12 protein-coding genes are annotated in these 15,412 nt (G+C 60.6%); 7 read left to right on the top strand and 5 right to left on the bottom strand.

The annotated features are described in order from the left end of the window. Positions 1–9: 9 nt before the first annotated feature. A complete protein-coding gene (locus AB3G88_RS08890) occupies positions 10–1,035 on the bottom strand; it encodes an NAD(P)H-dependent glycerol-3-phosphate dehydrogenase (RefSeq protein ID WP_032889192.1) in 1,026 nt (341 codons plus the stop codon). A 195-nt stretch (positions 1,036–1,230) separates the two neighbouring features. Between AB3G88_RS08890 and AB3G88_RS08885 the strand changes: the two genes are divergently transcribed. The 5 genes from AB3G88_RS08885 (at position 1,231) to fabB (ending at position 8,177) form a co-directional block, all read left to right on the top strand. Next, positions 1,231–3,351 carry a TonB-dependent receptor plug domain-containing protein gene (locus tag AB3G88_RS08885; RefSeq protein ID WP_112194338.1) on the top strand — a complete coding sequence of 707 codons (2,121 nt, stop codon included), beginning with the start codon at positions 1,231–1,233 and terminating at the stop codon, positions 3,349–3,351. Position 3,352: 1 nt separating this feature from the next. Next, positions 3,353–4,282, top strand: coding sequence for an ABC transporter substrate-binding protein (locus AB3G88_RS08880; RefSeq protein WP_480453717.1), 930 nt, complete (start codon positions 3,353–3,355; stop codon positions 4,280–4,282). Next, a complete protein-coding gene (locus tag AB3G88_RS08875; RefSeq protein WP_112194335.1) occupies positions 4,279–6,180 on the top strand; it encodes an ATP-binding protein in 1,902 nt (633 codons plus the stop codon). Before AB3G88_RS08880 ends, AB3G88_RS08875 begins: the two co-directional genes overlap by 4 nt. Positions 6,181–6,429: 249 nt before the next feature. Beyond that, the gene (gene fabA / locus AB3G88_RS08870; RefSeq protein ID WP_010211704.1) at positions 6,430–6,945 is read left to right on the top strand and encodes a 3-hydroxyacyl-[acyl-carrier-protein] dehydratase FabA; all 516 of its coding nucleotides are present in this window, start codon (positions 6,430–6,432) and stop codon (positions 6,943–6,945) included. A gap of 11 nt (positions 6,946–6,956) precedes the next feature. Beyond that, complete coding sequence (gene fabB / locus AB3G88_RS08865; RefSeq protein ID WP_012723103.1) at positions 6,957–8,177, top strand: beta-ketoacyl-ACP synthase I; 1,221 nt, start codon at positions 6,957–6,959, stop codon at positions 8,175–8,177. A gap of 174 nt (positions 8,178–8,351) precedes the next feature. Here the strand turns inward: fabB and AB3G88_RS08860 are convergent, their stop codons facing one another. Beyond that, a complete protein-coding gene (locus AB3G88_RS08860; protein WP_480453716.1) occupies positions 8,352–9,977 on the bottom strand; it encodes a methyl-accepting chemotaxis protein in 1,626 nt (541 codons plus the stop codon). A 97-nt stretch (positions 9,978–10,074) separates the two neighbouring features. After that, positions 10,075–11,097: an amidohydrolase family protein gene (locus AB3G88_RS08855; protein ID WP_112194329.1), complete on the bottom strand. Its 1,023-nt coding sequence runs from the start codon at positions 11,095–11,097 to the stop codon at positions 10,075–10,077. Positions 11,098–11,235: 138 nt separating this feature from the next. Between AB3G88_RS08855 and AB3G88_RS08850 the strand changes: the two genes are divergently transcribed. Continuing rightward, the gene (locus AB3G88_RS08850; protein WP_099586734.1) at positions 11,236–11,652 is read left to right on the top strand and encodes an OsmC family protein; all 417 of its coding nucleotides are present in this window, start codon (positions 11,236–11,238) and stop codon (positions 11,650–11,652) included. A gap of 64 nt (positions 11,653–11,716) precedes the next feature. After that, positions 11,717–12,583, top strand: a complete 867-nt coding sequence (locus AB3G88_RS08845) for a pirin family protein (RefSeq protein ID WP_480453714.1) — start codon at positions 11,717–11,719, stop codon at positions 12,581–12,583. Positions 12,584–12,679: 96 nt separating this feature from the next. On the opposite strand, the gene AB3G88_RS08840 is transcribed toward AB3G88_RS08845, so the two are convergent. Together AB3G88_RS08840 and htpG are read right to left on the bottom strand one after the other, a co-directional pair. Beyond that, positions 12,680–13,408, bottom strand: a complete 729-nt coding sequence (locus AB3G88_RS08840; RefSeq protein ID WP_480453713.1) for a dienelactone hydrolase family protein — start codon at positions 13,406–13,408, stop codon at positions 12,680–12,682. Positions 13,409–13,474: 66 nt separating this feature from the next. Beyond that, on the bottom strand, positions 13,475–15,379 hold the full coding sequence (gene htpG / locus AB3G88_RS08835) for a molecular chaperone HtpG (protein WP_099586833.1): 1,905 nt from the start codon (positions 15,377–15,379) through the stop codon (positions 13,475–13,477). Between the last annotated feature and the right edge of the window lie 33 nt (positions 15,380–15,412).

Raw genomic sequence — 15,412 nt, 5'->3', positions numbered from 1 at the left:
ACGCGTTCCTCAGTTGAAACCACTGGTGGAAATAAAGTCGACATCGGTTTTCGGCTCGGCGCGCATCAGCAACTCGATGACCTGGTTCAAGGTGCGCCCCTCGAACAGAATCGCGTGCAGCCCCGCGACCAGTGGCATGTACACGCCCACCTCCTGGGCCTTCGCCTTGAGTACCTTGAGGGTGTTGACGCCTTCGGCCACTTCGCCCAGGCGCGTCACCGCGTCTTCCAGGCTCAAGCCTTGGCCCAGGGCGAAACCTACTTGGTAGTTACGGCTTTTCGGCGACGAGCACGTGACGATCAGGTCGCCCACGCCTGCGAGACCGAGGAAGGTCATCGGGTTGGCACCCTGATTCACCGCAAAGCGCGTCATCTCGGCCAAAGCGCGGGTGATCAGCATGCTCTTGGTGTTTTCGCCCATGCCCAGGGCCACCGCCATGCCGGCGATGATCGCGTAGACGTTCTTGAGCGCACCGCCCAACTCGACGCCGAAACGATCGCTACTGGCATACACACGGAAAGTACGACCATGCAGCACCGCCTGGACGCGCTCGCACAGGGCTTCGTCTTCGCTGGCGACCACGGTGGCGGTCAGCGCGTGCTCGGCGACTTCCCGCGCCAGGTTCGGCCCGGACAACACGCCGATGCGTGCCTGAGGGGCAATTTCTTCAAGGATTTCGCTCATCAACTTGAAGGTCTGCGCCTCGATGCCCTTGGTCAGGCTGACCAGCATCTTGCCCGCCAGACGTTCGGCATGGGGCGCCAACACAGAGCGCAAGGCGCTGGAGGGCAGCGCGACAAAACACAGGTCGCAGTCCGTCAGGGTGGCCAGCAGATCGGTGACCGGCTCGACCGCCGGATGAATCTTGATGCCTTTGAGGTAACGAGGGTTCTCCCGATGCACGCGAATGGCCTCGGCCTGCTCGGGATCGCGCATCCACTGGCGCACCGCGTGACCGTTCTCGGCCAGCAGGTTTGCCACGGCGGTACCAAAACTTCCGCCTCCCAGGACCGCAATAGGGCGCTGTTCAGTCATATGCAATCCGTTAATCCATACCAGTGGCGATGGCGGCATTATACGGGGCGACCTGCTTGCGACCAGCCCCCGAATCAAATCGTGCGCCTGTCGGAAAATGCCATGGACGAGTGACGTAATTGCAAGTGTGGCGAATGGCAAATGGCCCCGCCTCAGTTAACATGGTCGGCTATCCGTCATTATCAAGGCCGTGTCGTGTCTTTGGGCCCTCCTTCCCACTCATCTCTATTGCTGCTGCTGTTGTGCAGTACCTCGGTACTGGCTGACGATCTGTTCCTTGACAGCCAGCCGCTGCCGCAGGTCTTGACCGCCACGCGCCTCAAGCAATCGGCCGCCGCCGTGCCCGGCAGCATGACCGTGATCGACAGCGAACTGATCAAAGCCAGCGGCGCACGGGACATCAGCGAACTGCTGCGCCTGGTGCCGGGAATGATGGTCGGCTACACCACCGGCAACCAGGCGGCGGTGAACTACCACGGCACCAGCGCCAACGATGCGCGACGCATGCAGGTCTTGATCGACGGGCGCTCGGTGTACCGCGCCGGCCTGGCCACGGTGGACTGGAGTGACATACCGGTGGCCATGGAGGATATCGAGCGCATCGAAGTGTTCCGCGGCCCCAATACCGTCAGCTACGGCGCCAATGCGCTGATGGCGGTGGTGAATATTCTTACGCGTTCACCGGCCAACAGCCACGGATCAAGAGTCAAGGTGATTCGCGGCGAACGCGGGATCAACGATTTCTATGCCAGCCAGGGCGTAGGCTGGGAAACCGGTGATTTGCGCCTGTCGCTGTCCGGACAACAGGACGATGGCTTCGACAGCGATGCTGCCGGTGCCGACCGCCGTGACAGCCGCCGACTCAATCGCTTCAGCCTGGCAGTGAGTCAGACGCTGAACGCCCAGCAAAGCATCGACTGGCAACTGGACGCCAAGGAAGGCACCAATCAGCGTCCGTATACCTACACACCAGTATTCGCCGGGATTACCGAAGGCGGTAATAACTCCGACGTCACGGCCAAGGACTACGCCGGCTCCCTTCGCTGGAACATCGACTTCAACCCCGAACACAGCCTGTACGTCCAAGGTTCGGCGCAGCAGTGGGACCGCCAGCAAATCTGGAAGGCTTGCGACGCCAAGGTCTCGTTCAGCCCCGAGCTGACCCAGTTGTGGCAACTCAACCCCAACTACGCCGAATTGCTGGCCCGGCACATGGAAACCTACAGCCAAGGTTCCGCGCCGCCAGGCAGTGCCGCCGAGCAAGCCTTGGCCAATCAGGTGTTGGATCAATGGCGCAACGGCGCCAACCAGAGCGTGTGCGGTGACATCAACCAAAGCACACGCGAAAGCCGTTACGACCTGGAAATCCAAGACACCCTCAGCCTGTCCGACAGCCTGCGCCTGGTCAGCGGCATGAACTACCGCTACGACCGCGCCGACTCCGACACCTACTTCAACGGCACCCTGGACGACACCACTTGGCGCCTGTTCGGCCAGTTGGAATGGCGCGCCAGCGAGCATTGGTTGCTGCAAGGCGGCGCCATGTTCGAAGACACGCGCCTGAGCGGCCACTCACTGACGCCAAGGGTGGCGGTCAACTATTTGATCAACCCGCGCCACGGCCTGCGCGCGGTGTATTCCGAGGCGATCCGTTCGCCGGACATGTTCGAGAACAACGTCAACTGGAGCTACCGCGTCACCAACCTCAGCTCCCCGGCCTACGGGCAAAGCACCGGGCAGTACTTCGTGAAGACCCGTGGCCCGGGCAATCTCGACAAAGAACTGATGCGCTCGCGAGAACTGGGTTACAACGGGTTCTTTGCCGACATCGGGCTGACCATGGACGTGAAACTGTTCTATGACGAAATCACCGACATGATCAGCTCGCCCCTGCGCAACAACCAGTACATCGCCAGCAACGCCAACAGCTCGCGGTTTACCGGCGCCGAATCGCAGTTCGACTGGCGGGTAAGCAACGCCGACCGTTTGCGGCTGACCTATGCTTACGTCGACGCCACCGCCAGCAACCCACGGGACAAAGCCCAGACGGCGCGCAACAGTGGCTCCGCCGGCTGGTTGCGCGAATGGGGCCGGGGCTGGTCGAGCGCGCTGTTCTACTATGGCGACGACGCACTCAATCAATATCGCTTCGAACGGGTCGACCTGCGGGTGGCCAAGCGCATTGCCCTGGGCAAAGCCAACGTGGAGCTGGCCGGCATGCTGCAACAACGTCTCGACAACCAGCCCACCACCTGGGCCGACAACACTTACGATCATCGCCACGTCCTCTACTTCAGCGCGGAGTTAGAGTTCTGACATGGGCGACTCGTCACGGATGACCTGCCTCTTTATCTATAAGGGCTGCCGACGCGCCGTGCTGCTGGCCTGCCTGTGGCTGGCCGCACCGGCGTGGAGCGCCGAGATCCTGCTGACCGCCGACGAAGACGGTGCAGGGGTACAAACCTTTACCCAGGCCCTGGCCCGGCAACGCCCCGAAGACCACGTCACCTTCATGCCCCTCAAGGACTTGCCCTCGCCCAGCCACTTGCCTGCCAGCACGCGCTTGATCCTGCTGGACCTGCCAGGCCTGGACTGGCGCCTGCAGGATCCCGAGGGCCCGCCGACCCTGGTGCTGCGCATCAGCCGGCTACAAGCCCATCAGCGTCCGCAGGCATCCCGGCATGCGCGGATCAGCCTGTTGTGGAGCGATCCGCCGCTGGAGCGCCAACTGCGCCTGATCACCAGCATCCTGCCTCAGGCGCAGCGCATCGGCGTGCTCTACAGCACCGAGAGTGAGTTCCTGCTGCCCGAGCTGCGCCGCTATGCAGAGGCCCTGGAGCTGAAGATCAAGCCCCAGCTCTGGGACAACATCAACGACAGCCGCCCGCTGCAGGCCCTGCTCAGGGACAGTGACGTGCTGCTCGGCCTCGACGATCCGCTGCTGTACAACCCAAAGACCGCCAAGAACCTGCTGCTGAGCAGCTATGCCCAGCAATTGCCGCTGGTGGGCCCGAACGCCGGTTTTGTGCGTGCCGGTAGCCTGGCCAGCACCTACAGCGACCAGGCCGACTGGCTGGCGGTACTCGACCGCCTGCTGGACCAGCCACCCACCAGTTGGCCGCACGTGCTCTACCCCGAACACTTCAAAGTCGTGGGCAACCCGCAAGTCGCACGTTCACTGGGCATTGAACAGGTAGACGAAGCCAGCGTCGCCGCCCGATTGGCCGAAGGAGAAAAACGCCCATGACCTTGCGCCGTCGTTGGGACATCAACACCCGCACCCAGCTCATCACCCTCGGTCCGGCGCTGTTGCTGACGTTGCTGCTGATCAGCTTCTTCACCTTCGTGCGTATCCAGGACCTGCGCCAGGAACTGGACCACACGGGCCAGTTGATCGCCAACCAATTGGCCCCGGCTACCGAATACGGCGTGATCTCGGGCAACAACGATGTACTTGAGAGCCTGCTGCGCGCGACGCTGGCCACGCCCCATGTACGCTTCCTGGAAATTCAGGACAGCGGCGAAAACATTCTGGTGTATGTCGAGCAGGCATCGGAAAAACACGACCGCTCGCTGTCGGTGAAAGTGTTCCAGGCGCCGATTCGCCTGCAACACATCCAGCTGGGCAACGACTTTTTCCAGGACAACCTCAGCGAATCCAAGGCGCCGCGCGCGGATTACCTGGGACGGGTAATTGTCGGCATGTCCAATGACGCCTTCAGCCAGCGCCAACAGGAGATTCTGTTCAAGGCCGGGATCCTGGCGCTGTTCGCCCTGCTGTTTACCTTCCTGCTCGCCCGACGCCTGGCCGCCAGCCTGTCGCAACCGATCAGTGCCATGGGCCATGCGGTCAAGGCGATCCAGCAAGGCGACTACAAGACGCCGCTGCCGATTGTCGATGATTCGGAGCTGGGCGACCTTTCGCGACACATCAACAACTTGGCCGAAGGCCTCAACCAGGCCAGTCGTGAACAACAACAGGCCATGGCCCAACTGATCCAGACCCGGGAAGAAGCCGAGCGCGCCAACAATGCGAAGTCGGACTTCCTGGCCATGATGAGCCACGAACTGCGCACGCCGATGAACGGCGTACTGGGCATGCTGCAACTGCTGGAAACCACCGAGATGACCGAGGAGCAGACCGAATACGCGGCGCTGGCCTCCGAGTCCACCGAGCATCTGCTCAAGGTGATCAACGATATCCTCGACTTCTCGCGCATTGAACGCGAGGCGCTGGAGCTGGAACATATTTCGTTCAACCTGGCCGACCTGATCAACAGTTGCGCCCAGGCGTTTCAGCACAATGCTCAGCAGCGTGGGTTGGAACTCAGGCTGGCGCTCCCGCCAGGCATGGATGAACTCAGGGTACAAGGCGATCCGACGCGGATCCGCCAGATTCTGGTGAACCTGATCGGCAATGCCTTGAAGTTCACCGAGCACGGCAGCATCAGCGTTGAGCCCCACTGGCAAACGCTCGACCATGAACTGGTGTGGTTCACCTGCACGGTGCGTGACAGCGGCATCGGAATTTCCACCGAGCGCCTGGAATTGATGTTCGATGCGTTCCAGCAGGCCGACAGTTCCATTTCAAGACGTTACGGCGGCACCGGCCTGGGGCTGCCCATCGCCCGCACCCTGGCCGAACGCATGGGCGGCACCCTGCGCGCCCAGAGCGAAGAAGGCCGTGGTTCGGTGTTTACCCTGGAAATTCCACTGGCACTCGACCAACACAGCCTGCCCGCGGTGGCTGTGGATGCCGGTGGCAAACACAGCGCCGGCGATGGCCGTCATGTGCTGCTGGTGGAAGACAACCCCGTCAACCGCACCGTGGTGGAAGCCATGCTGCGCAGCCTGGGGTTTGAAGTGAGCCTCGCCACTGATGGTGCCGAAGCGATCCGCAGTGCCGAAAGCCTGATTTTCACGGCGATCCTGATGGATTGCCGACTGCCGCTGATCGATGGCTACGAAGCCACCAGGCAGATTCGCCACTTGCCGGGCTGTGCCGACTTGCCGATCATCGCCCTCACTGCCAACGCGTTGCAGGGCGACCGCGAAGCCTGCCTGGCGGCGGGCATGAACGATTACCTCGCGAAGCCGTTCAAACGCACGGATTTGCAGCAAATCCTGCAGCGTTGGGTGCAGTAGCGCTGCGCCATCAGCCAAGTCCGACTGGCGTGAAAGACGAAAGTGCGGCAGTCTTAGGCACCCGAACGGGCACCTTAAACGGGCCCGGTTTAAAATTTCAGTGAACAAGTGTACATTCAGTGCCTAACGCTGTGACTTTCACTACAACGCAATAGTCTATGTGTAGGCTGCCGACATGAGGCATGAACGCTTCATTCGGTTCGGGAAGATTTGCCCTACCCTGCCGCATGGGATTATTGAGGAGCTCGCATGACCAAACAAAACGCCTTTACTCGGGAAGACCTGCTGCGCTGCAGTCGCGGTGAGCTGTTCGGCCCAGGTAACGCGCAACTGCCCGCCCCGAACATGCTGATGGTGGATCGCATCACCCATATCAGCGAAGAGGGTGGCAAGTACGGCAAAGGTGAATTGGTCGCCGAGCTGGATATCACCCCGGACCTGTGGTTCTTCGCCTGCCATTTCGAAGGTGACCCTGTAATGCCAGGTTGCCTGGGCCTTGATGCCATGTGGCAACTGGTCGGTTTCTTCCTCGGCTGGCAAGGCTTGCCGGGCCGCGGCCGGGCCCTGGGTTCGGGCGAAGTGAAATTCTTTGGCCAGGTCCTGCCGACCGCCAAGAAAGTCACCTACAACATTCAGATCAAGCGCGTCCTCAAGGGCAAGCTGAACCTGGCCATCGCCGATGGTTCGGTGAGCGTCGACGGTCGCGAGATCTATACTGCCGAAGGCCTTCGGGTCGGCGTATTCACTTCCACTGACAACTTTTAAGGGTTATCCGCATGCGCCGCGTCGTTATCACTGGTCTGGGCATCGTTTCTTGCCTGGGCAATGACAAAGAGACCGTCACCGCTAACCTGCGTGCAAGTCGCCCTGGCATCCGCTTCAACCCGGAATATGCCGAAATGGGTCTGCGTAGCCAGGTTTCCGGCTCCATCGACCTGCCCCTCGAAGAGCTGATCGATCGCAAGATCTATCGCTTCGTCGGCCACGCTGCCGCCTACGCCTACCTGGCCATGAAAGACGCCATTGCCGACTCCGGCCTGAGCGAAGACCAGGTATCGAACGTACGCACCGGCCTGATCGCCGGTTCGGGCGGCGCATCCACCCTGAACCAGATGGAAGCGCTGGACATCCTGCGCGAAAAAGGCGTGAAGCGCGTTGGCCCGTACCGTGTAACGCGGACCATGGGCAGCACCGTTTCGGCCTGCCTCGCCACGCCGTTCGCCATCAAGGGCGTCAATTACTCGATCTCCTCGGCCTGCGCCACCAGTGCTCACTGCATTGGTACTGCGGTAGAGCAGATCCAGCTGGGCAAGCAGGACATCGTGTTCGCCGGCGGCGGTGAAGAAGAACATTGGAGCCAGTCGTTCCTGTTCGACGCCATGGGCGCACTGTCCACCCAATACAACGAAACCCCGGAAAAAGCCTCCCGCGCCTACGACGCCAAGCGTGACGGTTTCGTCATCGCCGGCGGCGGCGGCATGGTGGTGGTCGAGGAGCTGGAACACGCTCTGGCCCGTGGCGCCAAGATCTACGCGGAAATCGTCGGCTACGGCGCTACTTCCGACGGCTACGACATGGTTGCGCCAAGCGGCGAAGGTGCCATCCGTTGCATGCAGATGGCCATGTCCACCGTTGATACCCCAATCGACTACCTGAACACCCACGGCACCTCGACTCCGGTCGGCGATGCCAAGGAAATGGAAGGCGTGCGCGCGGTATTCGGCGACAAGGCCCCGGCCATCAGCTCCACCAAGAGCCTGTCGGGTCACTCCCTGGGCGCCGCCGGCGTTCACGAAGCGATCTACTGCCTGCTGATGATGGAAGGCAACTTCATGGCTGGCTCGGCCAACATCGACGAGATCGACCCGGTCGTCGCCGATATGCCGATCCTGACCAAGACTGTTGAAAACGCCAAGATCGACACCGTGATGAGCAACAGCTTCGGCTTCGGTGGCACTAACGCCACCCTGGTGCTGAAACGCTGGCAGGGCAAGTAAGACCTGTAGCTTGATCCACTGAAAAAGCCCCGACTGGTTCGGGGCTTTTTTATGGGCAACTGAATGAGACCGAGTCGCCTGCATCGGGGGCAAGCCCCCTCCCACACTCGTGCGCATTCGTTGGGCAATATTGGAGAGGGCTTGCTCCCCGTAGGGCCTCCTCGGCCCCCAGCCCTACACCGAAAACCGCGCCACCATCGAATTCAAATCCACCGCCAACCGCGACAACTCCTGGCTCGCCGCACTCGTCTGGTTAGCCCCGGCAGACGTCTGATGCGCCAGATCACGGATATTCATCAAGTTACGATCCACTTCACGCGCCACCGCCGCCTGCTGTTCCGACGCACTGGCGATCACCAGGTTGCGCTCATTGATCAGCGTGAACGCCGAGGCAATCGCCTCCAACGCTGTCCCCGCCGACTTGGCGATGTCCAGGGTGGAACGCGCCCGGGTATTGCTCTGCTGCATTGAGCTGACGGCCTGCTCCGTGCCCTGCTGAATCCCACTGATCATCTGCTCGATTTCCTGGGTCGACTGCTGAGTACGATGAGCCAGCGCCCGCACCTCATCGGCGACTACGGCAAAACCGCGCCCCGCATCACCTGCCCGCGCGGCCTCAATGGCGGCATTCAGCGCCAGTAGATTGGTCTGCTCGGCAATCGAGCGAATCACGTCCAGCACCTTGCTGATGCCATACACCTTCTGCGCCAAGTCTTCGACCTGGGTCACGTTGTCGGTCACATCGATAGCCAGCGCCTCGATTGACACGACGGTTTGCTGCACCTGCTCACGCCCTTGCTGGGCGATACGGTCCGACTCGCGGGACGCCTGGGACGTAGCCACCGCATTGCTTGCCACCTCCTCCACTGCCGCCGTCATCTGGTTGACCGCCGTGGCGGCCTGTTCGATTTCCTGGCTTTGCTGGTGCAAACCACGGGTGGCGTCCTCGGTGACGCAACTGAGCTCCTCGGAAGCCGATGCAAGCTGGTTCGATGACTCGGAGATACGCCGAATGGTGTCACGCAAGGTGTCTTGCATGCCCTTGAGCGCGCGCTGTAAGCGCGCGGGCTCGTCCTTGCCACTCACGATGATCTCCCCAGTCAGATCGCCGCTGGCGACGCTCTGGGCAACCTGGAGCGACTGCGCCAGCGGCAGCACGATACTGCGGGTCAGCCAGACCGCCAGGCCAATGGTAACCAGCGTGGCCAGGGCAACCATGGCGATGACCCAGGTTCGCGACTGGCTGAACACGTTCTGCGCCTGCTTCGCAGCCTCGTTGGCACTGGCTTTGTTCAGACTGCCCAGGGCGCGCAGGGTCAGCGCCATTTGATCGGCAAACTGGTTCATCTCGCCGTTGACCACCTGAATCGCGTCTTCCAGCCGATTGGCCTTGGACAGCATCACGACCTGTTCCTGGCGCTGTAGGTAGTGCTGTTGCTCGCCCTTGAAGCGGTCAAACAACACACGCTCCTCAGGCAGCACGATCAACGCTTCATACAGCTGTTCGGCGCTATTCAGGGCGGCTTTGGTCTCGGTGATTTTCTGCTCGTTCTGTGCCACGGCCTGGGGATCGCGACTGACCAGCAAGCGCAAGGTCAGCGCACGAATGCGCAGCACGTCCTGGCTTATCTCCGCCACCGCCATCACGCTCGGCAACCAGTTGTTCTCCACCTGATCCGACTGCTGGCGCATATTGCCCATCTGCAGCAGCGCAAAGCCGCCCAGCGCAAATACCATCAATGCCAGCACGCCAAACCCTAAACCGGCGCGGGGGGCGATATTCAAACTTCTGATACTCATACCTTGGTTCCTTCCAAATGCGCTGCATCCATTTGCAGCTGGCTGCTTTGAAAGGTATCGGCGCCTCAGGGCGTTTGCGTAAGACCAAAACGCGATATTAACGGGCAGCGCCATCGCGAGTGGTTTTGGGCAGGATCGCCAGGAAATTATCCTTCGCCACCTTGTGGGCTACATCCTCAGGAAGCGCGTCGAGGAAGGGATCAAAGCGGCGCATTTCCTTACCCAACTTGTTGAAACGCCCTACCACGTCCGAGCCCAGCATGAAGCGCTCCGGGAAGCGCTCCACCAGCTTTACCCACTCGGGCCTGGGCTTGCCCGCGTCGTCCAGCAAGTACGGCGTGAGCATGCTCCACGACAGGTCGATGTACAGGTTGGGGTAAGCCTCCAGCATGCGGCTCAATGTGGGCAGCAAGAAGTCCATCTGGACCTGATGCCGGTGAATCTCCTTGCTGGTGCCGGCATGGGCCCAGATAAAGCGGGTGTGCGGATGATTACGCAGCGGCTCTTCAACCTCAGCCAGGTACAACGGGTTGCGCTCGCGCTTGGAGGTGATGTTCGAGTGCAGCATCACCGGCAGGTCATTTTCGGCGGCCAGATGGTAGATGCGCGTCATCGCTTCGTTATTGGCGCGCGGAGTGTCGCCCGAGGTCAGCGCGGTGAGGTCATCGTGACGGGTGAACACCTCACCAATGCCCTGCCACAGCCCTGGATCAAGATCGAGCATGCGTTGGATATGGGCAGCCGAGTTCTTGTCGTTGGGGTTGAAACCGCTCAGAAACGGATGAAAATGCGGGCGCTGTTCAGGGGTAAGCTTGTTTACAGCCGCAGCGACGATCACGTCAGTGGCGCTGTACCAATAGGCATCGGCGTCGTCACCGGCGTAGTAGCGCGGACGCTTGGGCTCGTCTTCGTGCCATTTCTTCGCCACGGGGATGCCGGAAATCATCACATGTTCGATGCGATTCTCGGCCATCGTCTTGAGCAATTTATCCATGCCCGCCGTTTCCTGGAAAAAATCCACGTAATGCAGGTGTGCATCGCTGTAGGCATAGTCGCGCGCCTGCACGGCAAGGCTAGTGGCAGCGAACAACAGGGCGAGACTCAGGCGGTTCCAGGGCACGGTAAAACCTCGATAAGGGCCAATACGGGTAGACCTTGCGCCCTGTGCCGGGTTCATCGCGCAAAAACGCGGAACACTGAAGTGCCAGCATGCTCTATAACTGCATGACCTTCATCCTGCCACCCTGTGAGGTTTGCCATGCCTGTTACCGTGAACACACTGAACGCTGAAAACTTCCGCCACAGCGTCAACATCAACAACCACGAGTTGTTTACCGACCTGCCCAAGAGCCTGGGTGGCGACGACTCGGCGCCCTCCCCCCACGACTACTTCGATGCGGCGCTCGCATCGTGCAAGGCCTTGACCGTCAGGCTCTACGCCCAGAAAAAAGACATCCCGCTGACCGGCGTGACCGTGGAAGTCACCCACGACGCTGCCGAAGAGCAAAAGGGCAAATACAAACTCAACGTCAAGTTGACCCTCAAAGGTGTACTCACCGACGCGCAGCGCGATGAGCTGCATCGCGTGGCAGACAAATGCCCGGTGCACAAGCTGATGACCACTGCTGAAATCAGCATCGAGACCCAGTTGTCCGAAGGCGCCTTCAGCCAATAGCGGCAACCTCGCGTCGGGCGGGTTATGCTCAGCAGCATCTAACCCGCTCAGACTGGGACGCACCATGACCACCCTCACCGTGATCCGCCCTCGCCCCGAGGATGTCGAAGGCCAGCCAATCCTGCGTCCATTGCCTTCGCGAGAATGCCGCAGCGTCGGCCCATTTGTGTTCTTCGACCACATGTTGCACACCCGCTACGCAGCAGGCAGCGGCATGAATATCCGCCAACATCCGCATATCGGCCTGTCCACGCTCACCTACCTGTTCGAGGGCGCGCTGCAGCATAAAGACAGCCTGGGTTCCGATCAGGTGGTAGAAGCCGGCGATGTCAGCTGGATGACCGCCGGTAGCGCGATTGCCCACGTGGAGCGCACACCTCAGGCGCTCAAAGCCAGTGGTTTCAGCCTGCATGGACTGCAAGTGTGGCTGGCGTCGCCCGAGGATCATGAGACCGGGCCCGGCCATTACAGCCACCATGCAGCGGCGAGCCTGCCGGTGAGTGACAATCTGGGCGTGCAGATTCGCCTGATCGCCGGTACTGGGTTTTGCCTGAAATCACCGGTGCCGGTGCTGTCGCCCACGTTGTATGCCGAGGTGCAGATGCAGACGGCCACTACCCTGCTGATCCCGGACGAGCATGAGGAGCGGGCGGTGTATGTGCTGGATGGCGAGGCACAATTGGACGGTGAGGCGCTGGACGTGCATAGCTTGGTGGTATTGCCGATCGGGCAGGAGATGACGCTCTTTGCCGAGTCCGATTGCCACCTGATGGTATTCGGCGGTGCACCGTTGGATGGGCCACGGCGGATCAATTGGAATTTTGTGGCGAGCGATCCGTTGAGGATTGAACAGGCGCGGCAGCGTTGGGCGGCTGGGGATTGGCCGACGGTACCGGGTGAAACTGAAAGAATCGAGTTGCCGGTGAGATAGCTATCAGGGGCAAGCCCCTCCCACCTTGAATGTGTTCACAGTTCAAAATGTGGGAGGGGGCTTGCCCCCGATGAGGCCGGAACAGGCCCTACAGCCTCAGCCCTTGAACACTTCATCCAACAAGTTGTGCATCGACTGGAACGCCCGCTTGGCGGTCTTCGCGTCGTACATCATCTTGCCCGGCACATTGGCGTGCGGGTCGGTGAAGGAATGCACCGCGCCGCCATAGCTCAGCAATTGCCAATCCACGCCAGCGGCATTCATTTCATCTTCAAACGCTGGCAACTGCTCTTTTGGCACCAACGGGTCTGATGCGCCGTGCAGCACCAGCACCGAGCCCTTGATGTTCTTCGCATCCGCAGGGTTTGGCGTGTCGAGGGTACCGTGAAACGACACAGCAGCCTTCAACGGCGCGCCGGTACGGGCCAGCTCCAGGGAACAGCAACCGCCAAAGCAGAAACCAAAGGTTGCCAGCTTCGAGGTATCCACCGCCGCTTCCGCCTGGCCTTGCAGTTGCGCAAAGGCCGCCTGCATACGCTTGTTCAGCAACGGACGATCATTCTTCAACGGCATCATCGCCGCGCCGGCTTCGTCACCATTCGACGGGCGCACATTTTGCCCGTACAGATCAGCGATCAGCACCACGTAGCCTTTACCGGCAACGGCCTTGGCGATCTCTTCGGCATCCGCACTCACACCCATCCAGTTCGGCGCCATCAACAAGCCCGGCAACGGGCCCTTGTGGCTGGCATCGAATGCCAGGCGGCTCTCATAAGACTGGCCATCAATCTGATAGACCACGGAACGCACAGTGACTTGGCTCATCATTTACTCCAGTTGAGGTGCAGTAGAACGAAAAAACCCGCCGAAGCGGGTTTTTCTACATCGGGGTCAAACCGACAGTTCAACCAACAGCTTGTTCAGGCGGCGCACATACGCGGCCGGATCCTTGAGGCTGTCGCCAGCGGCCAGGGCCGCCTGGTCGAAGAGGATGTGCGACAGGTCACCAAACCGCTCTTCGCTCTGCTCGCCGTCGAGTTTCTCGATCAGCGGGTGAGCCGGGTTGAACTCGAAGATCGGCTTGGAATCCGGAACCTTCTGGCCGCTGGCTTCAAGGATCTGGCGCATCTGCATGCCCAGGTCCTGCTCGCCGATGGCCAAAATCGCCGGGGAGTCGGTCAGGCGGTGAGAAACCCGCACTTCGCTGACCGCATCGCCCAGGGCCGTCTTGATCCGCTCAACCAGGCCTTCTTTGGCCTTGGCGACTTCTTCGGCTTCCTTCTTCTCTTCTTCGGAGTCCAGGTTACCCAGGTCCAGGTCACCACGGGCCACGTCGACGAAGGTCTTGCCGTCGAATTCGTTGAGGTAGCTCATCAGCCACTCATCGATACGGTCGGTCAGCAGCAGCACTTCGATGCCTTTCTTGCGGAAGACTTCCAGGTGCGGGCTGTTCTTGACCTGGGCGTAGGTTTCGCCGGTCAGGTAGTAGATCTTGTCCTGCCCTTCCTTGGCACGTGCCAGGTATTCAGCCAGGGACACTACCTGCTCGCCGTCTTCGCCTTGAGTCGAGGCAAAACGCAGCAGGCCGGCGATTTTTTCCTTGTTGGCAAAATCTTCCGCCGGGCCTTCTTTCATGACCTGGCCGAAGTTTTTCCAGAAGCCTTTGTATTGCTCAGGCTCGTTCTTCGCCAGCTTTTCCAGCATGTCGAGGACGCGCTTGGTCAATGCCGACTTCATCGAGTCGATGATCGGGTCTTTCTGCAGGATTTCCCGCGACACGTTCAACGACAGGTCATTGGAGTCGACCACGCCCTTGATGAAGCGCAGGTACAGCGGCAGGAACGATTCCGCCTGATCCATCACGAAAACGCGCTGCACGTAGAGTTTCAGGCCTTTCGGCGCTTCACGCTGGTACAGGTCGAACGGAGCACGGGCCGGCACGTAGAGCAGCGAGCTGTATTCCAGCTTGCCTTCGACCTTGTTGTGGCTCCAGCTCAGTGGGTTTTCGTAGTCGTGGGCGATGTGCTTGTAGAACTCCTGGTATTCCTCGTCCTTCACTTCAGTGCGAGGACGGGTCCACAGGGCGCTGGCACGGTTGACCACTTCCCATTCCTGGGCAGGCGCCTCTTCGCCTTCGGCCGCCGCTTGCTCCTTCGGCAACTCGATCGGCAAAGCGATGTGGTCGGAGTACTTCTTGATGATGTTGCGCAGGCGGTAGCCGTCGGCGAACTCATCTTCAGCGGATTTGAGGTGCAGCACGATGCGGGTGCCACGGTCGGCCTTATCGATGGTGGCGATTTCGAATTCGCCCTCACCCTTGGAGGACCAGTGCACGCCTTGGCTGGCGTCGAGGCCGGCACGGCGGCTGAACACTTCAACCTTGTCGGCAACGATGAAGGCCGAGTAGAAGCCCACGCCGAATTGGCCGATCAGGTGCGAATCTTTCTTCTGGTCGCCCGACAGATTCTTCATGAAATCAGCGGTGCCGGATTTGGCGATGGTCCCCAGATGGGTGATCGCATCGTCACGGCTCATGCCGATACCGTTGTCTTCGAGGGTGACGGTCTTGGCGTCTTTGTCGAAGCTCACACGGATCTTCAGTTCCGCGCCACCTTCCAGCAACTCAGGCTTGGACAGGGCTTCGAAACGTAATTTGTCGACAGCGTCAGAGGCGTTCGAGATCAATTCGCGAAGGAAAATTTCCTTGTTGGAATACAGCGAATGGATCATGAGGTGCAGCAGTTGCTTCACCTCGGTCTGGAAGCCCAGGGTTTCCTTTTGAGTTTCCACACTCATGGTCATCAAACTCCAATTGGATGGCAGTGGCCG

It is taken from the genome of Pseudomonas arvensis (assembly GCF_056688935.1).
The sequence above is the reverse complement of the archived record's forward strand: the minus strand, read 5'-3'. Positions and strand labels throughout refer to the sequence as shown.

What these genes read in the sequence shown, in the direction of transcription:
- AB3G88_RS08890 (WP_032889192.1), bottom strand. Translation starts at nt 1,035, where the DNA reads ATGACTGAACAGCGCCCTATTGCGGTCCTGGGAGGCGGAAGTTTTGGT.
- AB3G88_RS08880 (WP_480453717.1), top strand. Translation starts at nt 3,353, where the DNA reads ATGGGCGACTCGTCACGGATGACCTGCCTCTTTATCTATAAGGGCTGC.
- AB3G88_RS08875 (WP_112194335.1), top strand. Translation starts at nt 4,279, where the DNA reads ATGACCTTGCGCCGTCGTTGGGACATCAACACCCGCACCCAGCTCATC.
- fabA (WP_010211704.1), top strand. Translation starts at nt 6,430, where the DNA reads ATGACCAAACAAAACGCCTTTACTCGGGAAGACCTGCTGCGCTGCAGT.
- fabB (WP_012723103.1), top strand. Translation starts at nt 6,957, where the DNA reads ATGCGCCGCGTCGTTATCACTGGTCTGGGCATCGTTTCTTGCCTGGGC.
- AB3G88_RS08860 (WP_480453716.1), bottom strand. Translation starts at nt 9,977, where the DNA reads ATGAGTATCAGAAGTTTGAATATCGCCCCCCGCGCCGGTTTAGGGTTT.
- AB3G88_RS08850 (WP_099586734.1), top strand. Translation starts at nt 11,236, where the DNA reads ATGCCTGTTACCGTGAACACACTGAACGCTGAAAACTTCCGCCACAGC.
- AB3G88_RS08845 (WP_480453714.1), top strand. Translation starts at nt 11,717, where the DNA reads ATGACCACCCTCACCGTGATCCGCCCTCGCCCCGAGGATGTCGAAGGC.
- AB3G88_RS08840 (WP_480453713.1), bottom strand. Translation starts at nt 13,408, where the DNA reads ATGAGCCAAGTCACTGTGCGTTCCGTGGTCTATCAGATTGATGGCCAG.
- htpG (WP_099586833.1), bottom strand. Translation starts at nt 15,379, where the DNA reads ATGAGTGTGGAAACTCAAAAGGAAACCCTGGGCTTCCAGACCGAGGTG.